Below are 21,481 nucleotides of genomic sequence, written 5' to 3' on the forward strand. Positions count from 1 at the left end.
GCTGGTGACAAGGCTCCTTTCCTGTCTCCTGACACACAAACAAAAGGGGAGGAACCGAAATGGCGAAGCTGAAGCGGCTTCAGGAGAACGGCCTGTTTCTGTTGCCCAGCGTCATCCTAACGTTGGTTTTAGGGATTTATCCATTGATTTGGATGCTGCGCTATATGTTTTACGATTACGTTGGATACGGAGAGGCTTTATTTGTAGGTTTGGATAATTTCAGCAGGTTATTTCGCGATGAGCAGTTTTGGGCATCGGTCGGAAATACGTTTGTGTTTGCCGGAGGCAAGCTGTTGTTGACGATTCCATTGTCCTTGCTGTTGGCAGTGCTGCTCAACGGCAAGCTGCGAGGCAGGAATTTGCTGCGGGGGATTTATTTTATGCCGACGGTCATCAGTACCGCAGTGATCTCGGTCGTTTTTTACAACATTTTCAACTCCTATAACGGGATGATCAACCAATTGCTAATGAAGTACCACCTCATCGGGCAACCGATCGATTGGCTGGGGCCCAAACACGCGATGTTAACCGTCATCATTGTGGCTGTATGGGGGGCGGTCGGCAACTATATGCTCTTGTTTCTGGCTGGGCTGCAGAGCATTCCCCAGGATTTATACGAAAGCGCCGCGATCGACGGGGCTCATGCCGGACAACGTTTCTGGCACATCACGATCCCGATGCTCGGCCCGGTGATGCAAATGATTATTATGCTGGCGATCATCGCCTCGCTCAAAGGCTACGAAAGCATCATGGTCATTACTGAGGGGGGGCCGATCGGCAAGACCGAAGTGATGTACCTGTACTTATACAAGTTGCTCTTCCCGGTATCAACCGGATCTCCGGTGACGCAGCAGTTCGGTTACGGCAGCGCCGTCGGATTTGCCACGGCGATCATCGTCGGAGCGATTACGGCGGGGTACTATTTCTTAAGCAAGAGAATGAACAAGGTATTCTAAAGGGGGCTAGGAGAGATGAATCAACCATCAATTGCGGATAAAAAGCCGGCCACGCAAGCCGCAAAATGGATTGCGCGCCCAATCATGTGGCTGTTTCTGCTGGTCACGGTCCTGCTGACCTTGTTTCCGATCTTGATGACGATCCTCGGTTCCTTGAAGACCGGGGCCGAGATGATGAGCGGCGGGGACTTGCTGCCGAAGGCATGGCAGTTCCACAACTATGCGGAGGCTTGGCAGCAAACCAATTTTGCCAGGTTTACGTGGAACAGCGTGTTCTTAAGCGTGATGAGTACGGTCGGAACGTTGCTGGTGGCCGCGATGGCAGCCTATGTCGTCGATCGGCGGGATTTTCCAGGTAAAGCGTTATATGTGGGGGTTCAGGCCTCAACCATGTTTATTTCCGTCGGGGCGATCGTGCTGCGACCGCAATTTGACCTGATGGTCAAATTGAACCTGAATTCGTCGCTATGGGGCGTTATTCTGATCTTAATCAGCGCCCATTCCAGTACGTTCTTTATATTACAGGGGTTTTATAAATCGATTCCACGCGAGTTGGATGAGGCGGCTATGGTAGATGGATCGGGCTTTATACGAACGTTTTTCAAAATCATTCTGCCGCTGTTGACTCCAGGGCTAGGGGTGGCGGGGTTATTCGCTTTCCGTCATGCCTGGAACGAATACATTCTGCCGCTCGTCTTCACGATGACGAGCCCGCATCTGCAGACGTTGACCGTCGGGTTGGCCAATCTTCGTTACGGCTCTTCCGCGGCCATGCAAATCCACCTGATGATGGCGGGGGCTTGCTTGTCGATCCTGCCGATGCTGCTTGTTTACATTTTAGCGAACAAAACCTTCATCCAAGTGACGGCGGGCTCCGTGAAGGGATAATCAAGTTACATGTGAGGAGGTTCATCATGAACGAGAAGCAAATTACTTTGCCGGTTCAGACGATTCCGGTGTCCTATGACGTGGACGTCTTGGTTGTCGGCGGCGGCGCTTCGGGGATCGCGGCGGCCATCAGCGCGGCTGAAGGTGGAGCGAACACGCTGCTGATCGAGCAGAGAGGATTCCTGGGTGGAATGGGAACGGTGGCTTTAGTTCCGGCGTTTTGCCCGTTTACAGACAAGGAAAAGCCGATCATTCGCGGCATCGGGATGAAGTTGATGGAGCGGATGAAACAAGCCTGCAACGCCGATTATCGGGCCGAATACCAGGAAACGCTCGATTGGGTTCCGATTGACCCGGAAGTACTGAAACGGGTTTACGATGATGCCTTGCTCGAAAGCGGCGTCTCGCTACTTTATCATACGTTTGTTTTTGACGTCCTGTTGTCGGACGATCGGAGCAAGGTGGAGGGCGTTGTCATCGCGAACAAATCGGGCCGGTCCTTCATCCGTTGCCGTTATTTGATCGATGCGACGGGAGATGGCGACTTGGCCGCCCTGGCGGGTGTGCCTTTTCAGAAGGGTGGCGACCAAGGCGAATTGCAGCCGGGGAGCATGTGTTATCTGTTGGCTAACGTAAACCGGGTGAAGTTTCAACAATATATACAGGAGACCGGGGATACCGGTCAGCTGCACCAAACGGTGGAGCGGGCGATTGCGGAAGGGGCCTTGCCGGAGGGACGCAAGTCGATCTCCGGTCTGGCTTGGGTGAACGACTATCTGGTTGGCGTGAATTTTGGTCATGTGTTTGGCATCGATGGGACGAAAGCCGAAGATTTGACGCGAGGTGCGATCGAAGGCCGTAAATTGGCCGAACGTCAGGTCGAGTTCTTTCGCAAGTATGTTCCCGGGTTTGATATGGCACACATGGTCGCGAGCGGCGAGCAGGTCGGCATTCGGGAAACGCGGCGAATTCAAGGGGATTACGTCTTGACGGTAGATGATTTCATCTCGGCGCGGTCTTTCCCGGATGACATTGCCCGCAACGCCTATTACATCGACATTCATCTGGCCAATCACAAGAGCGAGATGACTTTTAACCACCTTCCTCCCGGGCAATCGCATGGTGTCCCATACCGGATTTTGCTGCCTGTCGGCATCGAGAATGTGTGGGTAGCGGGTCGCTCTGCTTCTTCGGACCGGGCGGTTCAAGGCTCGCTAAGGGTGATGCCGAACTGCTTTGCGATGGGGCAAGCGGCGGGTACGGCAGCTGCGCTGGCAGCGAGCACGGGAGCAACCTCGCGGAAGATCTCCGTAACGCAGTTACAGAAGTTATTGCTGGAGCAGGACGTCTGGCTCGGAGAGAAATTCCCCCCAACTGAAGGTGAACGGTGATGTCCCCTCTGACGTTACATGATTTGCCGCTTGAGGAATATTGGTTTCACGGCGCCGTTACGCTTGAACGGAAACCTGAAGGAATCAAACCTTGGCGTATCCCTTACGAGGACTATGAACTGTTTCCTCCGGATGGGATCGGGATGAAAGCAGAGATTTGTGCGGGGGTTCGTATACGGTTTAACACCGATTCATCAGTGATCGGCGTAGGGTTCACGCCTTTGGCAGAAGAGGCGACCTTGGACTGTCTTTGCGATGGAGAGCTGCAGGCTCGGCTGAAGCTCCCCCCGGGAGCAACAGAGGCAAGATTCCAGGGACTAAAGCGGGAACGGAAGATCGTGGAGATTTACCTTCCCCAGAATGTAGGCATGACGGTGACACGCCTTTCGGTAGAAGTCGATGCCGTTTGCGAGCGTGCAGCGGATTTGCGGCCAAAATGGGTGGCTTATGGCAGCTCCATCACCCAATGCGTGGCGGCCGAGGGCCCTTCGTCAACCTGGCCGGTTATCGCCGCACGGGAGTGTGATTTTCAGTTAACCTGCCTGGGATTTTCGGGCAACTGCCATTTGGAACCGAGAGTCGGGCGAATGATCGCGAATTTACCGGCGGACTTTATTTCGCTTTGCGTCGGGATCAATGTGTACGGGGCGGTGTCGCTAAGTCCGAGAAGCTTCAAGCCGGCCTTGATTGGCCTTATTGAGTTAATTCGAGATCAACATCCCGATACGCCGTTGCTTGTGATCTCGCCCATTTACGCCACCGATCGGGAAACAAACGAAAACGCCTTAGGCTTTACGCTGACGGCAATGCGCGAAGAGATTCGAGAAACGGTGGGTCTGTTTCAGCGGCGTGGCGATAGTCGGATTTATTATGGCCATGGCTTGAACTGGTTCGGAGCGTCTGACCAAGAGTGGTTATCCGACGGGCTGCATCCAAACGCCGAGGGGTATCAGCTTATGGGAGAACGGTTTAAGGAACGGATGCTGAGCGTACTCGATCCTAGCATTAGCTTTTTATGATGAAGATCAAAAAGTAGGAGGATAATCTTATGGTCCATCAAGTTCCCTCAATATTAACCTCAAGTCCGGTCATCCGCCGGTATGAGCTGAATCCGATATTGGATGCGGCACGAGTACCTTACGATACGGCTTTGGTGTTTAATGCAGGGGTCACCAAATTCAATGGCAAGTACGTCATGATTTTTCGCAACGATTATGGTTCGCTGGAACATCAGACCATTGAGCCGCATCATACCACCGATCTCGGCATCGCGTACAGTGATGACGGGTTGCATTGGCAGGCCGGACCGAAGCCGGTGTTTAAGCTGCATGACGGAGAGATCATAAGGGCGTACGACCCCCGGTTGACCGTGCTAGACGGCCGCTGCTACATGTGCTTCGCCGTGGACACGCAGCATGGAATCCGCGGCGGGATCGCCGTCACGGACGATCTGGAGCATTTCGAAATTCTCAGCTTATCAACGCCGGATCTGCGTAATATGGTGTTATTCCCGGAGAAAATCGCCGGCAACTATGTCCGCCTGGAACGGCCTTTTACCGTGTACGGCCGCGGCGGAGTAGATCGATTCGACACCTGGATCTCGCAGTCGCCCGATCTGGTATACTGGGGCCGATCCGAATTGTTGCTCGCGGTAGAACAGGTTCCATTCGCTAACGATAAGATCGGCCCGGCCGCACCGCCGGTGAAGACGGACAAGGGGTGGTTGACGACGTTCCACGCGGTTGACATCGATCCTTCGCGGGGGAAGAACGGCTGGGAGGCCACTTGGAAGAAACGTTATACTGCGGGAATTATGCTGCTTGATTTGGCCGATCCTCGCAAGATCGTCGGGATGAGCAGACAACCTTTGATGGCGCCGGAGGCCCCGTACGAAACGGATGGCGGATTTCGGAACGACGTGATTTTCCCCGGCGGGATGGTCCTTGAACCGGATGGAGAAGTCAAAATCTATTACGGCGCGGCGGATACCGTGGAATGCTTGGCTACCGCGCATGTAGATGATCTGATCAAGCTTTGTTTGGACAAATAAACCCATTACGAATGAAAGCCGTCGGACAGGTCCGACGGCTTTCGTGTCACTAAATTGTCATAGTTATCGCGCGATATTCCAACGATTGTCAAACACTTCTGCGTTTTGATATGATAAAGTTTATAGCGAGAGGGTTATTTTGTTGAAAATTTTATGAATGTTCGATATAGGTAATACCTAAACTCACCCTAATCTAAATGTAGGAGGATTGAATCGCGCGTGGACAAACCATTAAGTGTTCAGGCTTCTGCGGAATCCGCTGCGTTGTCCGTGAGACCTACTCCTCCGGGAGAGACGGCGACTTGGAAAGATTTCATCGCCTTGACGAAACCAGGCATTTTACGCTCCAACCTGATTGCCGCTTTTGCCGGGTTTTGGGTTGCTTCCCGCTGGGAGCTTGATTATATTCAATTAGTTGTCATGCTGCTGGGAACGGCGCTGGTGATGGCGTCGTCCTGTGTTTTTAACAACTATTTCGACCGGGAGATGGACACAAAAATGGCCCGGACGAAGAACCGTGCCCTTCCCACAGGGAAATTGTCTCCAAAGACGGTGCTGTGGTATGCGGTGACCTTAGGCGTTTTGGGCCTAACCGTATTATTTGCCTTTTGTGGTCCGCTAGCAGGATTGTTTGGCGTGGTAGGTATGTTGGTTTACGTGGTCGTCTACACGTTGTGGCTTAAACGCAGCTCTACCTGGAGTACCTCGATCGGCGCCATTTCCGGTGCTATGCCGCCTGTTATTGGTTATGTCGCCGCTTCGGGCCGCATCGATCTGGGCGCCTGGATGCTGTTCGCCTTGCTTTTCCTATGGCAACCGCCCCATTTCTGGGCGTTGGGCATCCGCCGCACCGAGGAATACCGGGCTGCGGGCTTCCCGCTGTTGCCTGTCGTCAAGGGCATTCCGCGGACGAAGCTACAGATGATTCCGTATCTCGTATTGCTTATTCCAGTTCCGATTTTGATGTACGCCTACGGTTATACAGGGGTCTGGTTCCTGGTGATTGGAAGCCTTCTGTCGGTTGCCTGGCTGCTCATGGCACTCCAGGGGTTCCGGGCGAAAGATAACGACGTTTGGGCGAAACGAGTCTTTCTATTTTCGGTCAATTATTTAACGATTGCCTTGATCGTGATGATATTGGATACGGTAAGGCTGTAATGGGGGATGGGCATGGCGGTTTTGAAGAAATACAAATGGACATGGATTCTTCTTGCGATTTGCGTGATTCTAGCCGGTTATCTGTTATGGGATACTTATGCGAAACCCAAGCTGCCGGTCATTCGTCCCGTCGCCGATTTCAGTATGGAGAACGTAGACGGCAAGACAGTGACCCTGCAGGACACGAACGGCAAAGTCCGGCTGTTCTATTTCTTCTTCGCCAATTGCCCTGACGTTTGCCCAATCACAACCTTCCGGTTGAGTCAGGTTCAGGATATTTTGAAGGATAAAGGGCTGTTCGGCAAAGATGCTTCTATTGTTTCCATTACGTTCGATCCGGAGCGAGACACGCTCGAGAACGTCAAGGCGTTTGGGGACAAATTTAAGGCGGATTATTCCGGTTGGTATTTCCTTCGCGGGGATCAACAGAAGACGATCGATCTAGCGATGGAATCGTTCAAAATTCTGATTAATCAGGACGAGGATGGGAATTTCGTGCATATGGACCTAATTGGCCTCGTGGACCGCGAAGGCCGGTTGCGTGAAATTTACCGGCCGGAGGCGACGCCGGACGAAATCGCCGCAGGAGTCGTGGATCTAGTTAAGGAGTAGCGGAGCGACTACGTGATCAAAAGCAATAAGGCTTTTCAGCGCCGAGAAGCGCGATCAAAAGCTGTCATAAGGAGCCGGTGTTGGAGGATAGTTTATAAATTCCTCCAGCCCGGCTTTTTCTAATTGAGCGATCAGGTATTCGTCGGGAGTTCCTTCCACACCGGCATACCCCCGTCTTGTATAGATTTGTACCGCGTCGGGAAAAGCATCGCGCAGCAAGCCTCGGATACGTTTCCCGGATGGATCGTTATCCAGGAACAGAAACAACTCGTCATCATTGACCTTTTTGCGCAAACTTTCCAACTTCTCGTTATTTAACGTGCCAAACGTACAATAGATCTGGACGGCCTCGTTCAGCAGGCGCCGCAGCTTGCTGCGGTCGTTCTTGCCTTCTACGATGATGCTGAGCGACAAAAAAATCCCCCCCGGGCTTTAAGCGTAATCAACCAAGCTGTGGTTACGCTTCTAGTTTATACCCGGCAGGGGATCTCATGCAAAACAGGATAGAATGATAAGGAAAAGGGCTGGAATCAAGTTATTTCAATTCAATATCGAAACGCGTTCCCGGATCTCCAATAAATACAAGGGTTCCATTCTCAGGTAGTTTCACTTGGTTGTTTCCGCTGACCACTGAGAAGTTCACGCAAGCCCCGGAGGCGTCGTAAACCGCAAAGGACGTTTTAACGGGCAGGTCGACGGTGATCGTTTTACCGGCCGCTTTGGCCGGAATGGAGAACCACCGAGCTTGTTCCGTCGGACGCAAGGTTACCGAGGACTTCTTGCCAGGGTACAGTTCCTTGATCTGATCCCCGCTCAAATACCGAGACCCGCCGGCTTCCAGGTACTCGCTTCCGGCTTGGGTAATGAAACGGAATTCCGCAGAGTCGCGGCTTCCCGTAGCTGGAACCGCATGTTTGCCCATCAAGGAATCGGGACCCGTGATTTGTTTGTCCATCACGTAGCCGGGCAAGCTGTCTGTGCGTGTGATTTGGTAAGTTGGCAGCGTCATGAAGTAAGCCATGGAGCTATACTTTTCTGATACCAGGAAATAAGACTTCCCTTCGCGCTGCTTCCAAGCGGCTTCAACTTCCGGCGATATCGCGTTCTCTTCAAGCTTCTCCGCAGAATAAAGATTTAAGGCCAGTTGACCCAATTCAGGGACGGTGGCGTATTGTCTTTCCCATAAATAAGTGCGTCCGTTCTTCTCCTTCACGAAGCTGACCTTAAGCGAGCCGTCCTCGCTGACAAAAGTGCCGTCCTTCGTGTACATCAGCTTGGGAAGACCCAAGGATTCGCCTGGCGCAAACGGAGACGATATGTTGATTTCGCCATTCGCTACATCAATTCGGAACAATTGGTTTGTCGCCCCATAGAAACCGCTGTACTTCGTCAATTCTTCCGGCATATCCGCTTTTTCGGGTGTACCGAAAGACTTGGCCGGTTTTGGTTCCTTAATCGTTCCTTTATCCTTTAAGGCCTGGAGCAGCAGTTCGTTCGCGAGCAGTTGATTCATCGAGCTGGAGCCGCCGGAGGAGAGAACGGCGGCCGCCATTTTCTGTTCCGGCAAAACGACGAGCTCCGCATGGTACATCAGAGTATCTCCGCCCTTCGCTAAGGCCTTAATGCCGTATTCGCTGAAGGGGAACAACCGCATGGTATCCCAACCCAGTCCGAAGTCGAAGCTGTTATCGGCGTCTTGAGGCCATACGCCTCTTTTGTATTCCGGCTGTGCCATGGCATTAACGGCCTTCTCGGACAGGATCCCCGCTTCACCCGTGAACAGGCTGGCGAATTTCACTAAGTCTTCGGCGGTCGAGTAAATGCCGCCCGTTCCAATCACGTTCACCGTTTCGTTCGGCAATTGTTCCGGAACTCCAGGCGTGTACAGTGCGGCGAGCTTGCTAGCTTCCAAGTCATCCTGTGAGGTCAGCGTATGCTTCATGCCAAGGGGCACGGTGAATTCTTGATGGATATAATCGGTAAAATCCTTGCCGCTGACACGTTCTACCAAAATTTCTGCCAGCGTAAAACCGTCGTTGCTGTAAACCGAATAGGCACCCGGGTCCGCTTTCAGGGATTGCCCGGCCAATTGATCAAGCAGCGTATCATGAGCGTAAGAGTCGTTATCATCAAACAAAAAAGCATTGGCGAGGCTGGACCCCTCGAACCCGGAGGAATGGTTAAGCAGCATGCGTGGCGTGATTAGCTTATACCGTTCATCTTTCATCTTAAACTCCGCTATGTAATTCACCAACGGCGAATCCAGGTTGATTTTACCTTCGTCAACCAGTTTCATGACAGCGGCAGTCGTAAACATTTTACTGGTTGAACCAATACCATACATCGTTTCAGAAGTCAGTGGGATCTTCCCGGCGGCATCGTTTTTACCCGATTCTCCGGAGGCGATAAGTTTACCGTTGTCCACCAAAGCGTACTGGACGCTGGTAGTTCCGTAGGTGCCGGTGAGCAGCGCGGCTTTCGCGGCGGCGATTTGCTCCAATCCTTGCGGCGTTTTGTCAGTTGGTGGCGCTTCGGCCGCCATAACACTAGCTGGCATCAGCAGCGTAAAAGCAAGGATCATGGCAAGAAACGCATTTCGTCTTTTCTTCAAACTAAAAACCCTCCCTTAAATTGGATATATCTTTAGTACGTTAACAAAGTAAGGGAGGGTTCATCTTTTTTGGAATAGGATGGATAATGACGCAAAACGGCCTGCCGAAGGGGCAGACCGAAGTGCAGGGACTATATTGATTGCAAAGAACTAGAGAAGAGGAGCACGAAGGATAATTACCAGCAAAATGTACAACACGAGGATCGTCCCCGTCGATGTCCAGAAACCGTATCCAGGACCCACCGGGCCCGGTCCGCAATTGTCAACGCCACCCATCTATGTTCACCCCGCTTTCAACAGGATCGGTTACTACACGATTATCTTATGAAGGAAGATTGCCTGCGCCCTGTGCGGCAGCCTAAGGCGGGGTGAAATATCCTGTGCGCTTGTCCCGGATACCGAATTCCTTGATTCAGGGATGTCCGGTGCCGGCGCCAACTGGAGGAGATAGGGCTCCGGCGTGTTTTTTTGGCGGTACGATGATAATGGCCAACATCAGCACGAAGAAGGCCAGAAAGTAAGGTGAATACGAACCGTGGATCGCTCCTGCGCTGATCGGCCCGATAAATGAACCGAGCGACATCGCGATCGATTGCAGCGAAAATACGGTGCCGAGCCGTTTCCCTCCGCTCAAATCGATAAATAGCGAAGCGATAGCGGGGAACACCACCCCTTTGGCCATCCCCAAGGCAAATAGCGTAACGGGGAGCGGGATGAAATCTAAGGCAGCCATGGCGAAGAAACATAAGGCGATGCCCAGAATGCCGAGGCTTGCTCTTAAATAGGGGGAATAATGGCTCAAAAATAACATCGACAGCGTCACGAGCGCCCCTAAGCTGATAATGGAAAAATATAAGCCCGTATGCATGATACCCTCGGTTCCGCCGGCCTGCAGCGGAAGCTCAAAAAACAAAATACCCTGGGAGCAGGCTACGGCGAGCGGCAGCAGATAATAACGTAGGGGGATCACGTTGATTCTGACCGGTACCTGTGCCTTGGCGGAGCCTGGTTTTGCCGGATCTGCCGCGAGCATCCGCGGAGGCTCCTTGATTGTGAAAATAGCGATGATCCCCGTCGAGATGAGCAGCCAGCCGAGCATCTGGAAGGTGATGGTGAAACCGGATTGGGCGACCAGGAAGGCGCCGGCGGCCGGCGACACGACCGAGGCAACGGTATGCATAACGCCATGTCCAGCCATCAGCTTGCCTTGCTGTACAGGACTCTTGGACAGCGAGGCGAGCATCGCCAGGCAGGCCGGAGACAAAAAGGCTAACACAAACCCGCTGATTGACCGCAGCGCGAGTAGCTGCCAGGGCTCGGTGACATGAGCCTGCAGCAACAGGATCACTCCGGCAGTCAGCAGGCTGAAGATCATATACCCTTTGCTGCCGTGACGGTCGACGCCTTGCCCCGCAAGCAGATTGCCCGGCAGATGGGTCAGCGCATAGATGCCCATCATCCAGCCGATAAACGTCGGCGCGGCTCCGAGCGATAAGGCAAAGGGGGTCAGGATCGGGTACTGGGCGTGCAGATCGAAGAAAGCCAGAAACATAAAGAAGTACAGCCAGAAGGCGATTTTCACGCGTCGCCCCTCCTTTTCGTAAAATGACTCATTGATATACTTGTACGCCCGCCGGGACGAACTTATTACCCACGGCTTTCCATCACGAAGCATTGGCCTAGTAGTCATTCGGCGTCGAATCTTGAATTCACCTAGGCTCTCCGTTGCTCACGTAGCCTCCAGCTACGCTCCGCTACTCGATCCTAACTTCATCCAACCTTCTCGGTGCTGTAAAGCCGTCCGGCTTTCCATCACGAAGCAGTGGCCGGTCCGGGGTTAAGCTGACATGGCATTGGGCCATCATGTATAATGGGATTGAATTAAAATTAAGGAAATCAAAGGTGGAGGTTTCATCATGTTTGATGTACAGGTATGGACCGAATTTCTACAGGAAAACTGGCTGGTGATCGTCGTTGCCCTGGTCATCCTTTTCCTCGTGTTGAACTTCGTAAGAACGGTTGTGAAATGGGCGCTGGTCCTGGTCATCGCCGCTTTTATCATCATTTACAGCGGTATCACGATGAAAGACATCGGCGATGCGGTAACGACGGTCAAAGAGCAAGCTCTCGACATCAGCAAAACCGAAGCGTTGAACATGATGAAAAATGAAGCGAAAGAAGCCGAATTGACGCAAAATTCGGACGGCACGTTTACAATTACGACCCCGAACCTGGAGGTTATCGGACAAGCGGGCAGCGATAAGGTAAAGGTATCGTTCCGTGGGGTCTCTCTTGGAGAATGGTCGATGAACGACACGCTGGAGGCATTTATCCAGGAAGCCAAACGTAATTCCCAATAAAGAAGATAAACAAACAACCAGAATGAACGGAGGAGCTCATGAAGCTGGACATGACGACATTGCTGCAAACCTTAAGCGAATATAACTGGATCACGGTGCTGCTGTTGGTCGTGTTGCTGGGTTCGGTGTTACAGGGATTGGTTCGCGGAGCTTCCCGCTCCGCCGGCCGTCTGTTCGCGCTGCTTAGTGGCGGCGTATTGTCGCTGGTCGGAATCGCAGTGGCCGTCCCACTTACGATGTGGGTGTCGCCGAAGGTACAGGTTTGGCTGTCGACCTTGCCGCTTCCGGAACGGGAGCTGGCGCGATGGGAGCAGGTTCTGTATACGCTGATCATGGCGGTACGTGATTTTCCACTGATGCGGTTTGCCGTCGTATTCCTCCTGCTGTATTGGCTGATACGCACCTTGGCAGGGTTTGCGATGCTGTTCTTCCGCGGGGGGAGCGGCCTGTTCGGCTGGCTATTCTCCGGTGGGGATCGTCCGGCTTCCTTGCTTAGCCGATTGACAGGCGCGGGGATCGGGGCCGTCATTGGAGCGGCACGCTGTTTGCTGCTGATTGCCTTGCTATTCATCGCCGTGACGGTGAACCCGAACAGCGGGTTCAGCCGTTACGTTGAAGCCTCGCCGGTTTACCAGCAAGGGGCGAAGACGGTGATCGAGCCGCTTACCGGCAATTTGATTAAGGAGAAGCTGCCGGTATTTACCCGAAGCGTAGAAGCAGAGCTTGGCAGCATCTTGCAGCAGAAATATGAAGTCATTGATGCCAACATCCCGGATTCCATCGAGCTAGCAGCGGCGGAAATTGCCAAAGGGGCCGATACGGACGAGGAGAAGGCGCGTCGGTTGTACGACTGGGTTGGGACGCGGGTGTCATATGATTACGATAAAGTGAAAGACTATGAGGAAAAAGGAATCTGGCACGAGCAAACGCCGCAAATGACGTTTGATACCAAACGTGGGGTTTGCATCGATTACTCCCGGCTTTACGCCGTAATGGCCAGATCCCAAGGGCTTCAGGTCAAGGTCGTGACCGGTCTGGGTTACGATGGACAAGGCGGATACGGGCCGCATGCCTGGAACGAGGTGTTTTTGCCTGAGAAAAATGCTTGGGTCCCGCTCGATTCTACCTGGGCCAAAAGCGGCGATTGGTTTAATCCGCCGGCTTTCAACGAAACCCACGTTCCTGATAAGATCATTTAAAGTGGCAGTAGGGATTCGCGGATTTGGCCCTACCGACGAAAATTACTGGAAACGGGGTGTAACTTCACCGCGCCTTATTTCGTTATGGTACTATAGAGTAGGTTGTCACAAACGATAATTGATTTAAGGGGAAGAAAGTAGGGAAACACCTTGAAAAGCGCTTATGTTAAAGATCCGCAAGAGCAGGAAATTGCAATGCAGCGCCATTTTAATATACGGTTAAACATGTTTTTCTTTAGTGCTTTTGCCATATTCACCGTTATCATTGTGCGTCTCGCTATATTACAGTTCGTGGAAGGGCCGACATTGTCCCAGCAGGAGAGCAATTTGCGGGTCAAAGACGTGCCGTTGTCGCCAACGCGTGGAACGATCTACGCAGCAGCGGGGGAGAAATTAGCCTACTCCACGCCGGTCCAATCGCTGTATATCACCCTCCAGAAGGATTATAGCAACGCAACTGACAAAGGGAAAACCAATCGTCCGGAAGCTTTGGCATTGGCCAAAAAGCTGAAGGAGGTTTTTGATAAATTCGGTACGCCGGACACGAAAATGACGGAAGAGGAAATCATCAAAGCGATGGACCTCGATTACCGGCAAAACAACGGGTTTACGCCGCGCCGCATCAAGATCGACCTGACCGCTGCGGAAGTAGCCTATTTTCTGGAACGGAAAAGCGACTTTCCGGGGATCGACATCGTGGAGGAAAGCATCCGCCATTACGACCCCGATACCGTAGCCGTTCAAACGATCGGATATATCAAGAAATATAAAGGCGCTTCCACATCGCTCGACAAGTACAAGCAGATTCGGGAATCGAAAAACGATGATCCTGCCATGCAATATACGGAAACCGAAGACGTCGGTTACGACGGTCTGGAATTATTTTACCAAGACGAGCTTCGCGGGAAGAACGGCTACAAGAGCGTGCCGATCGATCCGCGGAACATGGCCACAGGTATCGCGGAGATTACGCCGCCGGAAAAAGGCCATGATTTGCACACGACGATCAACAAGAACATCCAGATGATCGCCGAACAGGCAATTCTCGACCAAATCGATTGGGTGCATAGCCACCCGGTATCCGGCAAGGTTCATCCTAACGCAAAAACCGGGTATGCCGTCGCGATGGAAGTGGAGACCGGCAACGTCGTAGCCATGGCCAGCATGCCGGACTACGATACCAACGTATGGCAATCGGGCGGGGTATCCGCAGACAACTGGACGAGTATCTCCTCAAACTACCAGAACGGTACGATCACGCCAATTAGCTCCGGACGTTCAGGGCATAACATGGAATCCGTCATTTTGCTGGGATCCACCATTAAGCCATTATCGGTGTTGATCGGACTGAACGAAGGTTTGTTTACGACCAGCACCTACTACCATGACTCCGGGATTGCTTATTTCGGGAGAAACGATTCCGCCAGCGTTCGCAACTCACAGCGGCATGCGTACGGCTCGATTGATCCAGCTAGCGCAATCCGTCATTCCTCGAATACGTTTATGGTTGATATGGTTGGTGAGAAGCTGTACAACAGATACGGTTCCAGAGGGATCGAGATCTGGGATAATTACATGAAGCAGTTTGGCCTTGGCATTTCGACCGGCGTGGATCTTCCGAATGAATATTTAGGCAAGCTAGAGTATACAAATGAATCGGAGACCGCATTATCCCGACTCGCCTATGCTTCCTTCGGACAGCAAGGTAAATACACCGCGATGCAGCTCGCTCAATATACGACGACGTTGGCAACAAGAGGGAAACGGATGGAACCACATCTCGTCAGCAAAATCACCGATACCGAGGGCAATATTGTCAAGGAATTCAACCCGGTGATCCTTAATGAAGTCAAGTTTAACGACGCTTATTGGAAAGAGGTTATCGGCGGAATGGAGACCGAAGTTCCCTTTGCGTTCTCGGGTTTCCCTTACGATTTCGCACGGAAAACAGGGACCTCGGAGCAATGGGCTGACGGCGCCAATCGTGATAACGGCGTATTTATCGCTTTCGCGCCGCGGGAGAACCCGAAACTGGCGGTCGCGGTCGTTATTCCTGAAGGCGGCTTCGGTGCCTACAGTGCCGCACCCGTCGCTCGCAAAATTTTCGATGCGTACGACCAAGAATACGGCCTGGACGGCGTGCCGAAGAAAGCCAAAAATGAGCAGCAACAGCAATCTAGCAATAATCAAACTGGTCAAAACGGAAATCAAACCGGGCAAACCAATCCCTAACTGAATCTTTTGAACAGCAGCGACCTTTTCACATCATGTTGAGAAGGTCGTTTTTTTATTCCCGGCGGCTGAAATCCGGTTCCCAGATGTTCCAATGGAGAGAGGCGGGAAGGAACTACGATGAACAGATACGTTTCGGAGAATCCTCAAGAACAGCAGGCTTTCATGCGACGTCATTTCCATATTCGGTTGAACCTTTTTTTCTTCAGCGCGTTCGCCATATTTACGATCATCATCGTACGGCTTGCGATCATGCAGTTTGTGGAGGGGCCAACGCTCTCCAAGGAAGAAACGAGAATGAGGGTTCGGGAGGTGCCGATGCCTCCAGTCCGAGGTTCCATCCTAGCGGCGGGGGGAGAAATGCTGGCTTATTCCACGCCGGTGCAGTCCTTGTATTTGACGCTCCAGAAGAGCAACTACGACCCGGTATCCGAAGCGGGGCAAGCCAATTCGGCAGAAGCCAGGGCCTTGGCCCGAGAGCTAAAGAAAGCCTTCGATACATATGGCGATCCCGCGAATGAAATGACGGAGGAGGCCATTCTCGGGGCGATGGATCTGCAGTTCCGCTATGGCGGCGGATTTGTTCCCCGCAGGATCAAGAGCGAGTTGACCGAGAAAGAAGTCGCTTATTTTTTGGCTCAAAAAACCAAGTTTCCGGGTTTAGACATTATCGAAGATTCGGTGCGCCATTACGATCCCGACTTGGTAGCGGTACAAACAGTCGGTTATCTTAAAAAGTACCGGTCCACGTATGATTTGGAATGGTATAAACCGATCCGGGAGAGTCGGGATTCGGATCCGGCATTGCAGTACACGGAAGACGAATTTGTTGGCTTCGATGGGCTGGAGATGTATTATCAACGGGAGCTGCGCGGCAAGAACGGATACAAGCGGGTTCCGATCGATCCGCGTAATATGGCGAATGGCGTAGCTGACATCATTCCCCCGGTTAAGGGCTACGACCTGCATACCACGCTGAACAAAAAGGTGCAGTTGGCGGCGGAGCAAGCGATTCTGGACCAAATCGAGTGGGTCCGCAAGAATCCTGTATCCGGGAAAGTGCATCCTTTCGCCCAAACGGGTTACGCGGTGGCTATGGAGGTCGATACGGGCAACATCATCGCCATGGCCAGCATGCCGGATTACGATACGAACTTATGGCAAACCGGCAGCATGGACACCCGGGAATTTGAGAAGATCCGGGAGTATTACAAAAACGGGACGCTCACGCCATACAGCGCAGGATACTCGGGTCATGGATTCGAGTCGACCGTGTATCTCGGCTCCACCATTAAACCGCTGTCCGTTCTGATCGGGCTGAACGAAAAGCTGTTTACGACCCAAACGAAGTATACTGATCGAGGGGCTGCTTATTTCGGTCGAAACGATCAAGCGAGGGTGCGAAATTCCTCGAACCATATCTATGGTTCCATCGATCCCGGGCTGGCCATTCGCTACTCGTCTAATGCGTTTATGGTCGATATGGTCGGGGAAAAGCTCTATAACAAATACCGCGCGAAAGGCATCGATATTTGGGACGACTATATGAAGCAGTTTGGGTTAGGCACCTCTACGGGAATCGATTTACCGGGAGAGTATTTGGGGACATTGGAGTATAAGGACGAATCGGAAACGGCGTTATCCCGGTTGGCTTATGCCTCTTTCGGACAACAAGGCAAATATACAGCGATGCAGTTGGCGCAATATGCTGCCGCCCTGGCGAATCGGGGGAAACGCATGCAACCTAGGCTCGTGCAAAAAATGACCGATGGCTCGGGAAATACGGTGCTGGAACTCAAGCCCCGGGTGCTGAACGATATCAAAATGAACGAGGCCTACTGGGACGAAGTCATCGGAGGCATGCGGACAGACGTCAGCGCGTTTGACGGGTTTCCATACGATTTTGCCCGGAAGACGGGAACTTCGGAGCAAGCTTATAAAGGTGAACTGATGGAAAATGGTGTGTTTATTGCGTTTGCGCCGCGTGAAAAACCAAAGTTGGCGGTGGCGGTCGTCATCCCCGAAGGTGGATTTGGAGCCCACAGTGCCGCCCCGGTTGCCCGCAAAATCTTCGATGCGTATGACCGTGAATACGGTCTGGCCGGTCATCCCCAAAAATAATCGACTCGAGAAGAGGCCCTGCTCGCTGAGCGGGGCTATTTTTGCGAGTAAATTTTTGGGGTCCCAAGGAAATTTCGCTTGCTTTTTGGTAATCCTTTGCTTAAAATTTGCACAAGGGAAACATTTTTATATAACACTAAAAAATAAGGCCTGAGCAAACAAGTGTTTACTTGTACAACATTGAGCGATTAAGGGAGAGGAGAAACGAAATGGATGAGTTGAAGATGAAGAAAAGCCCGTTTGAAAGGGCAAAGATGACGTTAGGCGTATTGGCTTTGATCGTATTGGCGGCTTGTTCTAAAGCGGAGGGCCAGGCAGACCATATCCGTGACTCGGCGGACGAAACGCCGGTACAGGTAGTGGCCACGATCGGGATGATTACGGATGTCGTACGGGAAGTCGGCGGTGAGCAGGTCAAGGTGACCGGACTGATGGGACCGGGGGTAGACCCGCATTTATATAAGGCATCGCAAGGGGATATCGAGAAGCTGGACAACGCAGAGGTCGTGTTTTACGGGGGGCTGCACTTAGAAGGGAAAATGACGGAAGTTTTCGAGAAATTGGAGCAGCGGAAGCGGACCGTGGCGGTCTCGAAGGACATTGATCCGGGCGAACTGCGCTCTGGCGCGGATGCCGGCGGATCGCAATACGATCCGCATATCTGGTTTAACGTCCGGCACTGGATCACGGCGACGGAAACGATCCGAGACACGTTGTCAGCCTACGATCCGGACCAAGCGGACGTCTATCGGAAGAACGCCGAAGCGTATATCGCCGAATTGGAGAAGCTGGATGCGGAGGTGAAGCAACGTATTGCCGAAATCCCCGAGCAGGACCGGGTATTGGTAACGGCACATGATGCGTTTGGTTACTTTGGAGATGCCTACGGGATCCAGGTCATGGGCCTGCAAGGGATCAGTACGGCGGCCGAATACGGTTCAAAGGACGTCGCAAAGCTTCGGGACTTCTTGGTTGAGAACAAGATCAAGGCCGTGTTCGTGGAATCGAGTATCCCTACCAAATCGATGGAGGCGGTCATCGCCGGAGCCGCTGAGCTGGGGCATACCGTGGAAATTGGCGGCGAGCTGTATTCGGACTCGTTGGGAGAAGCCGGCTCCGAGGCGGACACGTACATTCATATGGTCCAACATAATGTGAACACGATCGTTGAAGCGTTGAAATAAGTCCAGAAGGGGAGAACAAGGATGAAGAGTTATCCGCTTGAAGTGAACCGATTAACGGTTGCTTATCAGAAAAAGCCGGTGTTGCGTTCGGTATCTTTTCAAATCCCGGAGGGGCAATTAATAGGAATTCTCGGTCCGAACGGGGCGGGCAAATCCACACTGTTAAAAGCGGTGCTAGGGCTGCTTCCGACTCTGGACGGAGAAGTACGCATCTATGGCCGCTCCTACCGGGAACAACGCAAGTTGATCGGATATGTGCCCCAGCGTGAATCGGTCGATTGGGATTTCCCAACCCATGCGTTGGATGTGGTGATGATGGGGCGTTATGGCCAGCTTGGTTGGTTCCGCCGCCCGGGGGCGAAAGAGCGGCAGATCGCCATGGAATGTCTGGCCAAGGTAGGAATGGCGGAGTATGCCGGTCGTCAGATCAGTCAACTGTCTGGCGGTCAGCAGCAACGGGTGTTTCTGGCCCGGGCGCTGGCGCAAAATGCGCAAGTCTATTTTATGGATGAACCCTTTGCCGGCGTGGACGCCACCACGGAAAAAGCGATCATCGCCCTATTGCACGAATTGAAGGAGCAGGGGAAAACGGTTCTGGTCGTGCATCACGATTTATCCACGGTTAAGGAGTATTTCGATCATGTGCTGCTGCTGAACGGTGAATTGATTGCCTCAGGACCCACCGAGGAGACGTTTACGCCGGATCATTTGCATCAGACGTATGGCGGAAGAATCGCCATGCTGGCGGATTTCGGTGCTGCTCCTGCTGGGAAGGTGTGACAAACGATGTTAACGACATTATGGCAATGGATTACCGATCCGAACTTGCAGTGGATTTTGATGGGGTCCTTGCTGCTGGGCTTAGGAAGCGGCGTTATCGGATCCTTCACCTATCTTCGCAAGCAAAGCTTGCTTGGAGATGCGCTTGCGCACGCTGCGTTGCCTGGGATCTGCATCGCGTTTATGTTAACCGGGGTCAAGTCCGTGGGCCTGTTTATGCTCGGCGCGATCCTCGCCGGGATGGCAGCGACGTTTGGGATCTCCGCAATTACTCGCTATACGCGGATCAAGCAAGACGCGGCGCTTGGTATTGTGCTTTCGGTGTTCTTTGGGATCGGGATCGTGATGCTGACGAAGATCCAACACAGCGGCAACGGGAACCAAAGCGGCCTCGATAAATACTTGTTTGGTCAGGCGGCCTCTATGATGCTCGCGGACGTCTATCTTATGGGCGCCGTATCCGTTCTGTTGATCGTAGTCTGCATTTGGCTCTTCAAAGAATTTAAGCTAGTAAGCTTCGATCCCGGCTTTGCGAGGGGAATGGGACTTAAGGTAGCCTTTCTGGAGCAATTGCTCTTGCTTATGACCGTAGTAGCGGTCGTCGTGGGGATTCAAGCAGTAGGAGTCGTACTGGTGGCTGCCTTGCTGATTACACCGGCGGTCGCCGCCCGGTACTGGACCGACGCTTTGGGTATCATGGTCGTGTTGGCCGGTGTATTCGGGGCGTTGTCGGGGGTCACCGGAACATTGATCAGTTCGACCTTATCGAATCTGCCGACCGGTCCGGTCACGGTATTAGCGGCAACCGCGTTGTTTGTCCTCTCCGCGTTGTTTGCACCAAATCGGGGGCTGCTAGCGAAATGGGTGCGCCGCTGGCGCGGCCGCAGCGAGATACAGCATCCCGCGGAGCTGGCGATGATCCGACAAGCCGGGAATGCGGTTGAAAGGGGGACGGAATAATGGCTGATTTTTGGATAATTTTGACCGGTACACTGGTGGCCGCAACATGTGGAGTTTTGGGCTGCTTTCTGGTTTTGCGGAAAATGGCCATGGTCGGGGATGCAATCAGCCACTCGGTCTTGCCGGGGATTGCCATCGCATTTCTAGTGAGCGGCTCTCGAGACTCCATGTTAATGCTCATCGGAGCGGCCGCGCTGGGATTGATCACGGTTTTCTTGATTCAGGCTTTACAGCAAAGCGGCCTGCAATCAGATGCCTCGATCGGTATCGTATTTACGGCATTGTTCGCCGTTGGCGTGATTCTAATCAGCCGGAACGCCTCTCACATTGATCTGGATCTGGATTGCGTGCTGTTTGGTGAAATTGCCTACGTGCAGTGGGACACCTGGATTTGGAACGGCTACGACATGGGGCCGGTCGCCGTCTGGATGCTGAGCGGAACGCTGCTCCTCGTGCTAGTGGCAATCCTGTTGTTCTACAAGCAGTTTAAATTGTGCGCCTTCGATCCTGCGCTGGCGGCTGCGGTTGGGATTCCGGTTGCCTTATTCCATTATTTACTGATGGGGTTGGTTTCGCTGTCAACGGTCGCTTCCTTTGAGAGCGTTGGCGCGATCCTGGTTGTTGGCATGTTGATCATTCCGGCATCGGCAGCTTACTTGCTGACCGATCGGCTGAGCGCCATGCTGGGGTACAGCGTGTTGATCGGGGTGCTTAGCGCAGCGGGCGGTTACTACGCGGCTAAATGGCTGGACGCCTCCATCGCCGGCTCGATGGTGACGGTAGCCGGCATCCTGTTCCTGCTGGCGCTTGTTTGTTCTCCGAAGCATGGCCTGATCGCCCGATTTGGCAAGCGAAATCGACCGAACGCTGCAGCGGTTTAAGGCCCCGAATCAAGCGAAAACAAACGCTATTTTTAGACCGAAAGTGACGCATTCTTGTCAAGTTGTTGCTACCAAGTTCCTTCTTCCCCGTATTACTT

18 protein-coding genes are annotated in these 21,481 nt (G+C 52.8%); 15 read left to right on the forward strand and 3 right to left on the reverse strand.

All coding sequences use genetic code 11. The features are described 5' to 3' along the window. Positions 1-59 precede the first annotated feature (59 nt). The 7 genes from KJS42_RS14440 to KJS42_RS14470 all read left to right on the forward strand — a co-directional run bounded on the left by KJS42_RS14440 (position 60) and on the right by KJS42_RS14470 (position 7,055). Positions 60-956, forward strand: coding sequence for a carbohydrate ABC transporter permease (locus KJS42_RS14440; protein ID WP_155606153.1), 897 nt, complete (start codon positions 60-62; stop codon positions 954-956). 15 nt (positions 957-971) lie between these two features. Then, on the forward strand, positions 972-1,844 hold the full coding sequence (locus tag KJS42_RS14445; protein ID WP_155606154.1) for a carbohydrate ABC transporter permease: 873 nt from the start codon (positions 972-974) through the stop codon (positions 1,842-1,844). 26 nt (positions 1,845-1,870) lie between these two features. Beyond that, positions 1,871-3,235, forward strand: a complete 1,365-nt coding sequence (locus KJS42_RS14450; protein ID WP_213623265.1) for an FAD-dependent oxidoreductase — start codon at positions 1,871-1,873, stop codon at positions 3,233-3,235. Then, positions 3,235-4,254, forward strand: a complete 1,020-nt coding sequence (locus KJS42_RS14455) for an SGNH/GDSL hydrolase family protein (RefSeq protein WP_213623266.1) — start codon at positions 3,235-3,237, stop codon at positions 4,252-4,254. Before KJS42_RS14450 ends, KJS42_RS14455 begins: the two co-directional genes overlap by 1 nt. 29 nt (positions 4,255-4,283) lie before the next feature. Further along, on the forward strand, positions 4,284-5,285 hold the full coding sequence (locus KJS42_RS14460) for a glycoside hydrolase family 130 protein (protein ID WP_193417362.1): 1,002 nt from the start codon (positions 4,284-4,286) through the stop codon (positions 5,283-5,285). 219 nt (positions 5,286-5,504) lie between these two features. Continuing rightward, entirely contained in the window at positions 5,505-6,443 is a 939-nt protein-coding gene (cyoE, locus tag KJS42_RS14465; RefSeq protein WP_213623267.1) for a heme o synthase, read from the forward strand. 12 nt (positions 6,444-6,455) lie between these two features. Continuing rightward, on the forward strand, positions 6,456-7,055 hold the full coding sequence (locus KJS42_RS14470) for an SCO family protein (RefSeq protein ID WP_193417364.1): 600 nt from the start codon (positions 6,456-6,458) through the stop codon (positions 7,053-7,055). A 54-nt stretch (positions 7,056-7,109) separates the two neighbouring features. On the opposite strand, the gene KJS42_RS14475 is transcribed toward KJS42_RS14470, so the two are convergent. From KJS42_RS14475 to KJS42_RS14485, 3 genes are all read right to left on the reverse strand, one after another. Continuing rightward, on the reverse strand, positions 7,110-7,469 hold the full coding sequence (locus KJS42_RS14475) for a toprim domain-containing protein (protein ID WP_155606159.1): 360 nt from the start codon (positions 7,467-7,469) through the stop codon (positions 7,110-7,112). Between the two features lie 121 nt (positions 7,470-7,590). Continuing rightward, positions 7,591-9,666 carry a serine hydrolase domain-containing protein gene (locus KJS42_RS14480; protein ID WP_430150020.1) on the reverse strand — a complete coding sequence of 692 codons (2,076 nt, stop codon included), beginning with the start codon at positions 9,664-9,666 and terminating at the stop codon, positions 7,591-7,593. A gap of 412 nt (positions 9,667-10,078) precedes the next feature. Continuing rightward, positions 10,079-11,248 (reverse strand): MFS transporter, encoded by a 1,170-nt coding sequence (locus KJS42_RS14485; RefSeq protein WP_213623268.1) that lies wholly within the window; start codon positions 11,246-11,248, stop codon positions 10,079-10,081. Positions 11,249-11,582: 334 nt separating this feature from the next. Between KJS42_RS14485 and KJS42_RS14490 the strand changes: the two genes are divergently transcribed. The 8 genes from KJS42_RS14490 (at position 11,583) to KJS42_RS14525 (ending at position 21,383) form a co-directional block, all read left to right on the forward strand. Further along, positions 11,583-12,026, forward strand: coding sequence for a hypothetical protein (locus KJS42_RS14490; RefSeq protein WP_155606161.1), 444 nt, complete (start codon positions 11,583-11,585; stop codon positions 12,024-12,026). Between the two features lie 38 nt (positions 12,027-12,064). Continuing rightward, complete coding sequence (locus KJS42_RS14495; RefSeq protein WP_193417366.1) at positions 12,065-13,225, forward strand: transglutaminase domain-containing protein; 1,161 nt, start codon at positions 12,065-12,067, stop codon at positions 13,223-13,225. Between the two features lie 195 nt (positions 13,226-13,420). Further along, complete coding sequence (locus tag KJS42_RS14500) at positions 13,421-15,457, forward strand: peptidoglycan D,D-transpeptidase FtsI family protein (RefSeq protein WP_483311279.1); 2,037 nt, start codon at positions 13,421-13,423, stop codon at positions 15,455-15,457. A 120-nt stretch (positions 15,458-15,577) separates the two neighbouring features. Next, positions 15,578-17,578: a peptidoglycan D,D-transpeptidase FtsI family protein gene (locus KJS42_RS14505; RefSeq protein WP_213623270.1), complete on the forward strand. Its 2,001-nt coding sequence runs from the start codon at positions 15,578-15,580 to the stop codon at positions 17,576-17,578. A 209-nt stretch (positions 17,579-17,787) separates the two neighbouring features. Then, complete coding sequence (locus KJS42_RS14510) at positions 17,788-18,762, forward strand: metal ABC transporter solute-binding protein, Zn/Mn family (RefSeq protein ID WP_272491433.1); 975 nt, start codon at positions 17,788-17,790, stop codon at positions 18,760-18,762. Positions 18,763-18,783: 21 nt separating this feature from the next. Beyond that, positions 18,784-19,542 (forward strand): metal ABC transporter ATP-binding protein, encoded by a 759-nt coding sequence (locus KJS42_RS14515; protein ID WP_193417369.1) that lies wholly within the window; start codon positions 18,784-18,786, stop codon positions 19,540-19,542. A gap of 6 nt (positions 19,543-19,548) precedes the next feature. Further along, positions 19,549-20,502, forward strand: coding sequence for a metal ABC transporter permease (locus tag KJS42_RS14520; protein WP_213623271.1), 954 nt, complete (start codon positions 19,549-19,551; stop codon positions 20,500-20,502). Further along, the gene (locus KJS42_RS14525; protein ID WP_239483757.1) at positions 20,502-21,383 is read left to right on the forward strand and encodes a metal ABC transporter permease; all 882 of its coding nucleotides are present in this window, start codon (positions 20,502-20,504) and stop codon (positions 21,381-21,383) included. Before KJS42_RS14520 ends, KJS42_RS14525 begins: the two co-directional genes overlap by 1 nt. The last annotated feature ends 98 nt before the right edge of the window (positions 21,384-21,481 follow it).

The sequence above is a fragment of the Paenibacillus sp. J53TS2 genome, from assembly GCF_018403305.1.
Classification (GTDB): domain Bacteria; phylum Bacillota; class Bacilli; order Paenibacillales; family Paenibacillaceae; genus Fontibacillus; species Fontibacillus rhizolycopersici.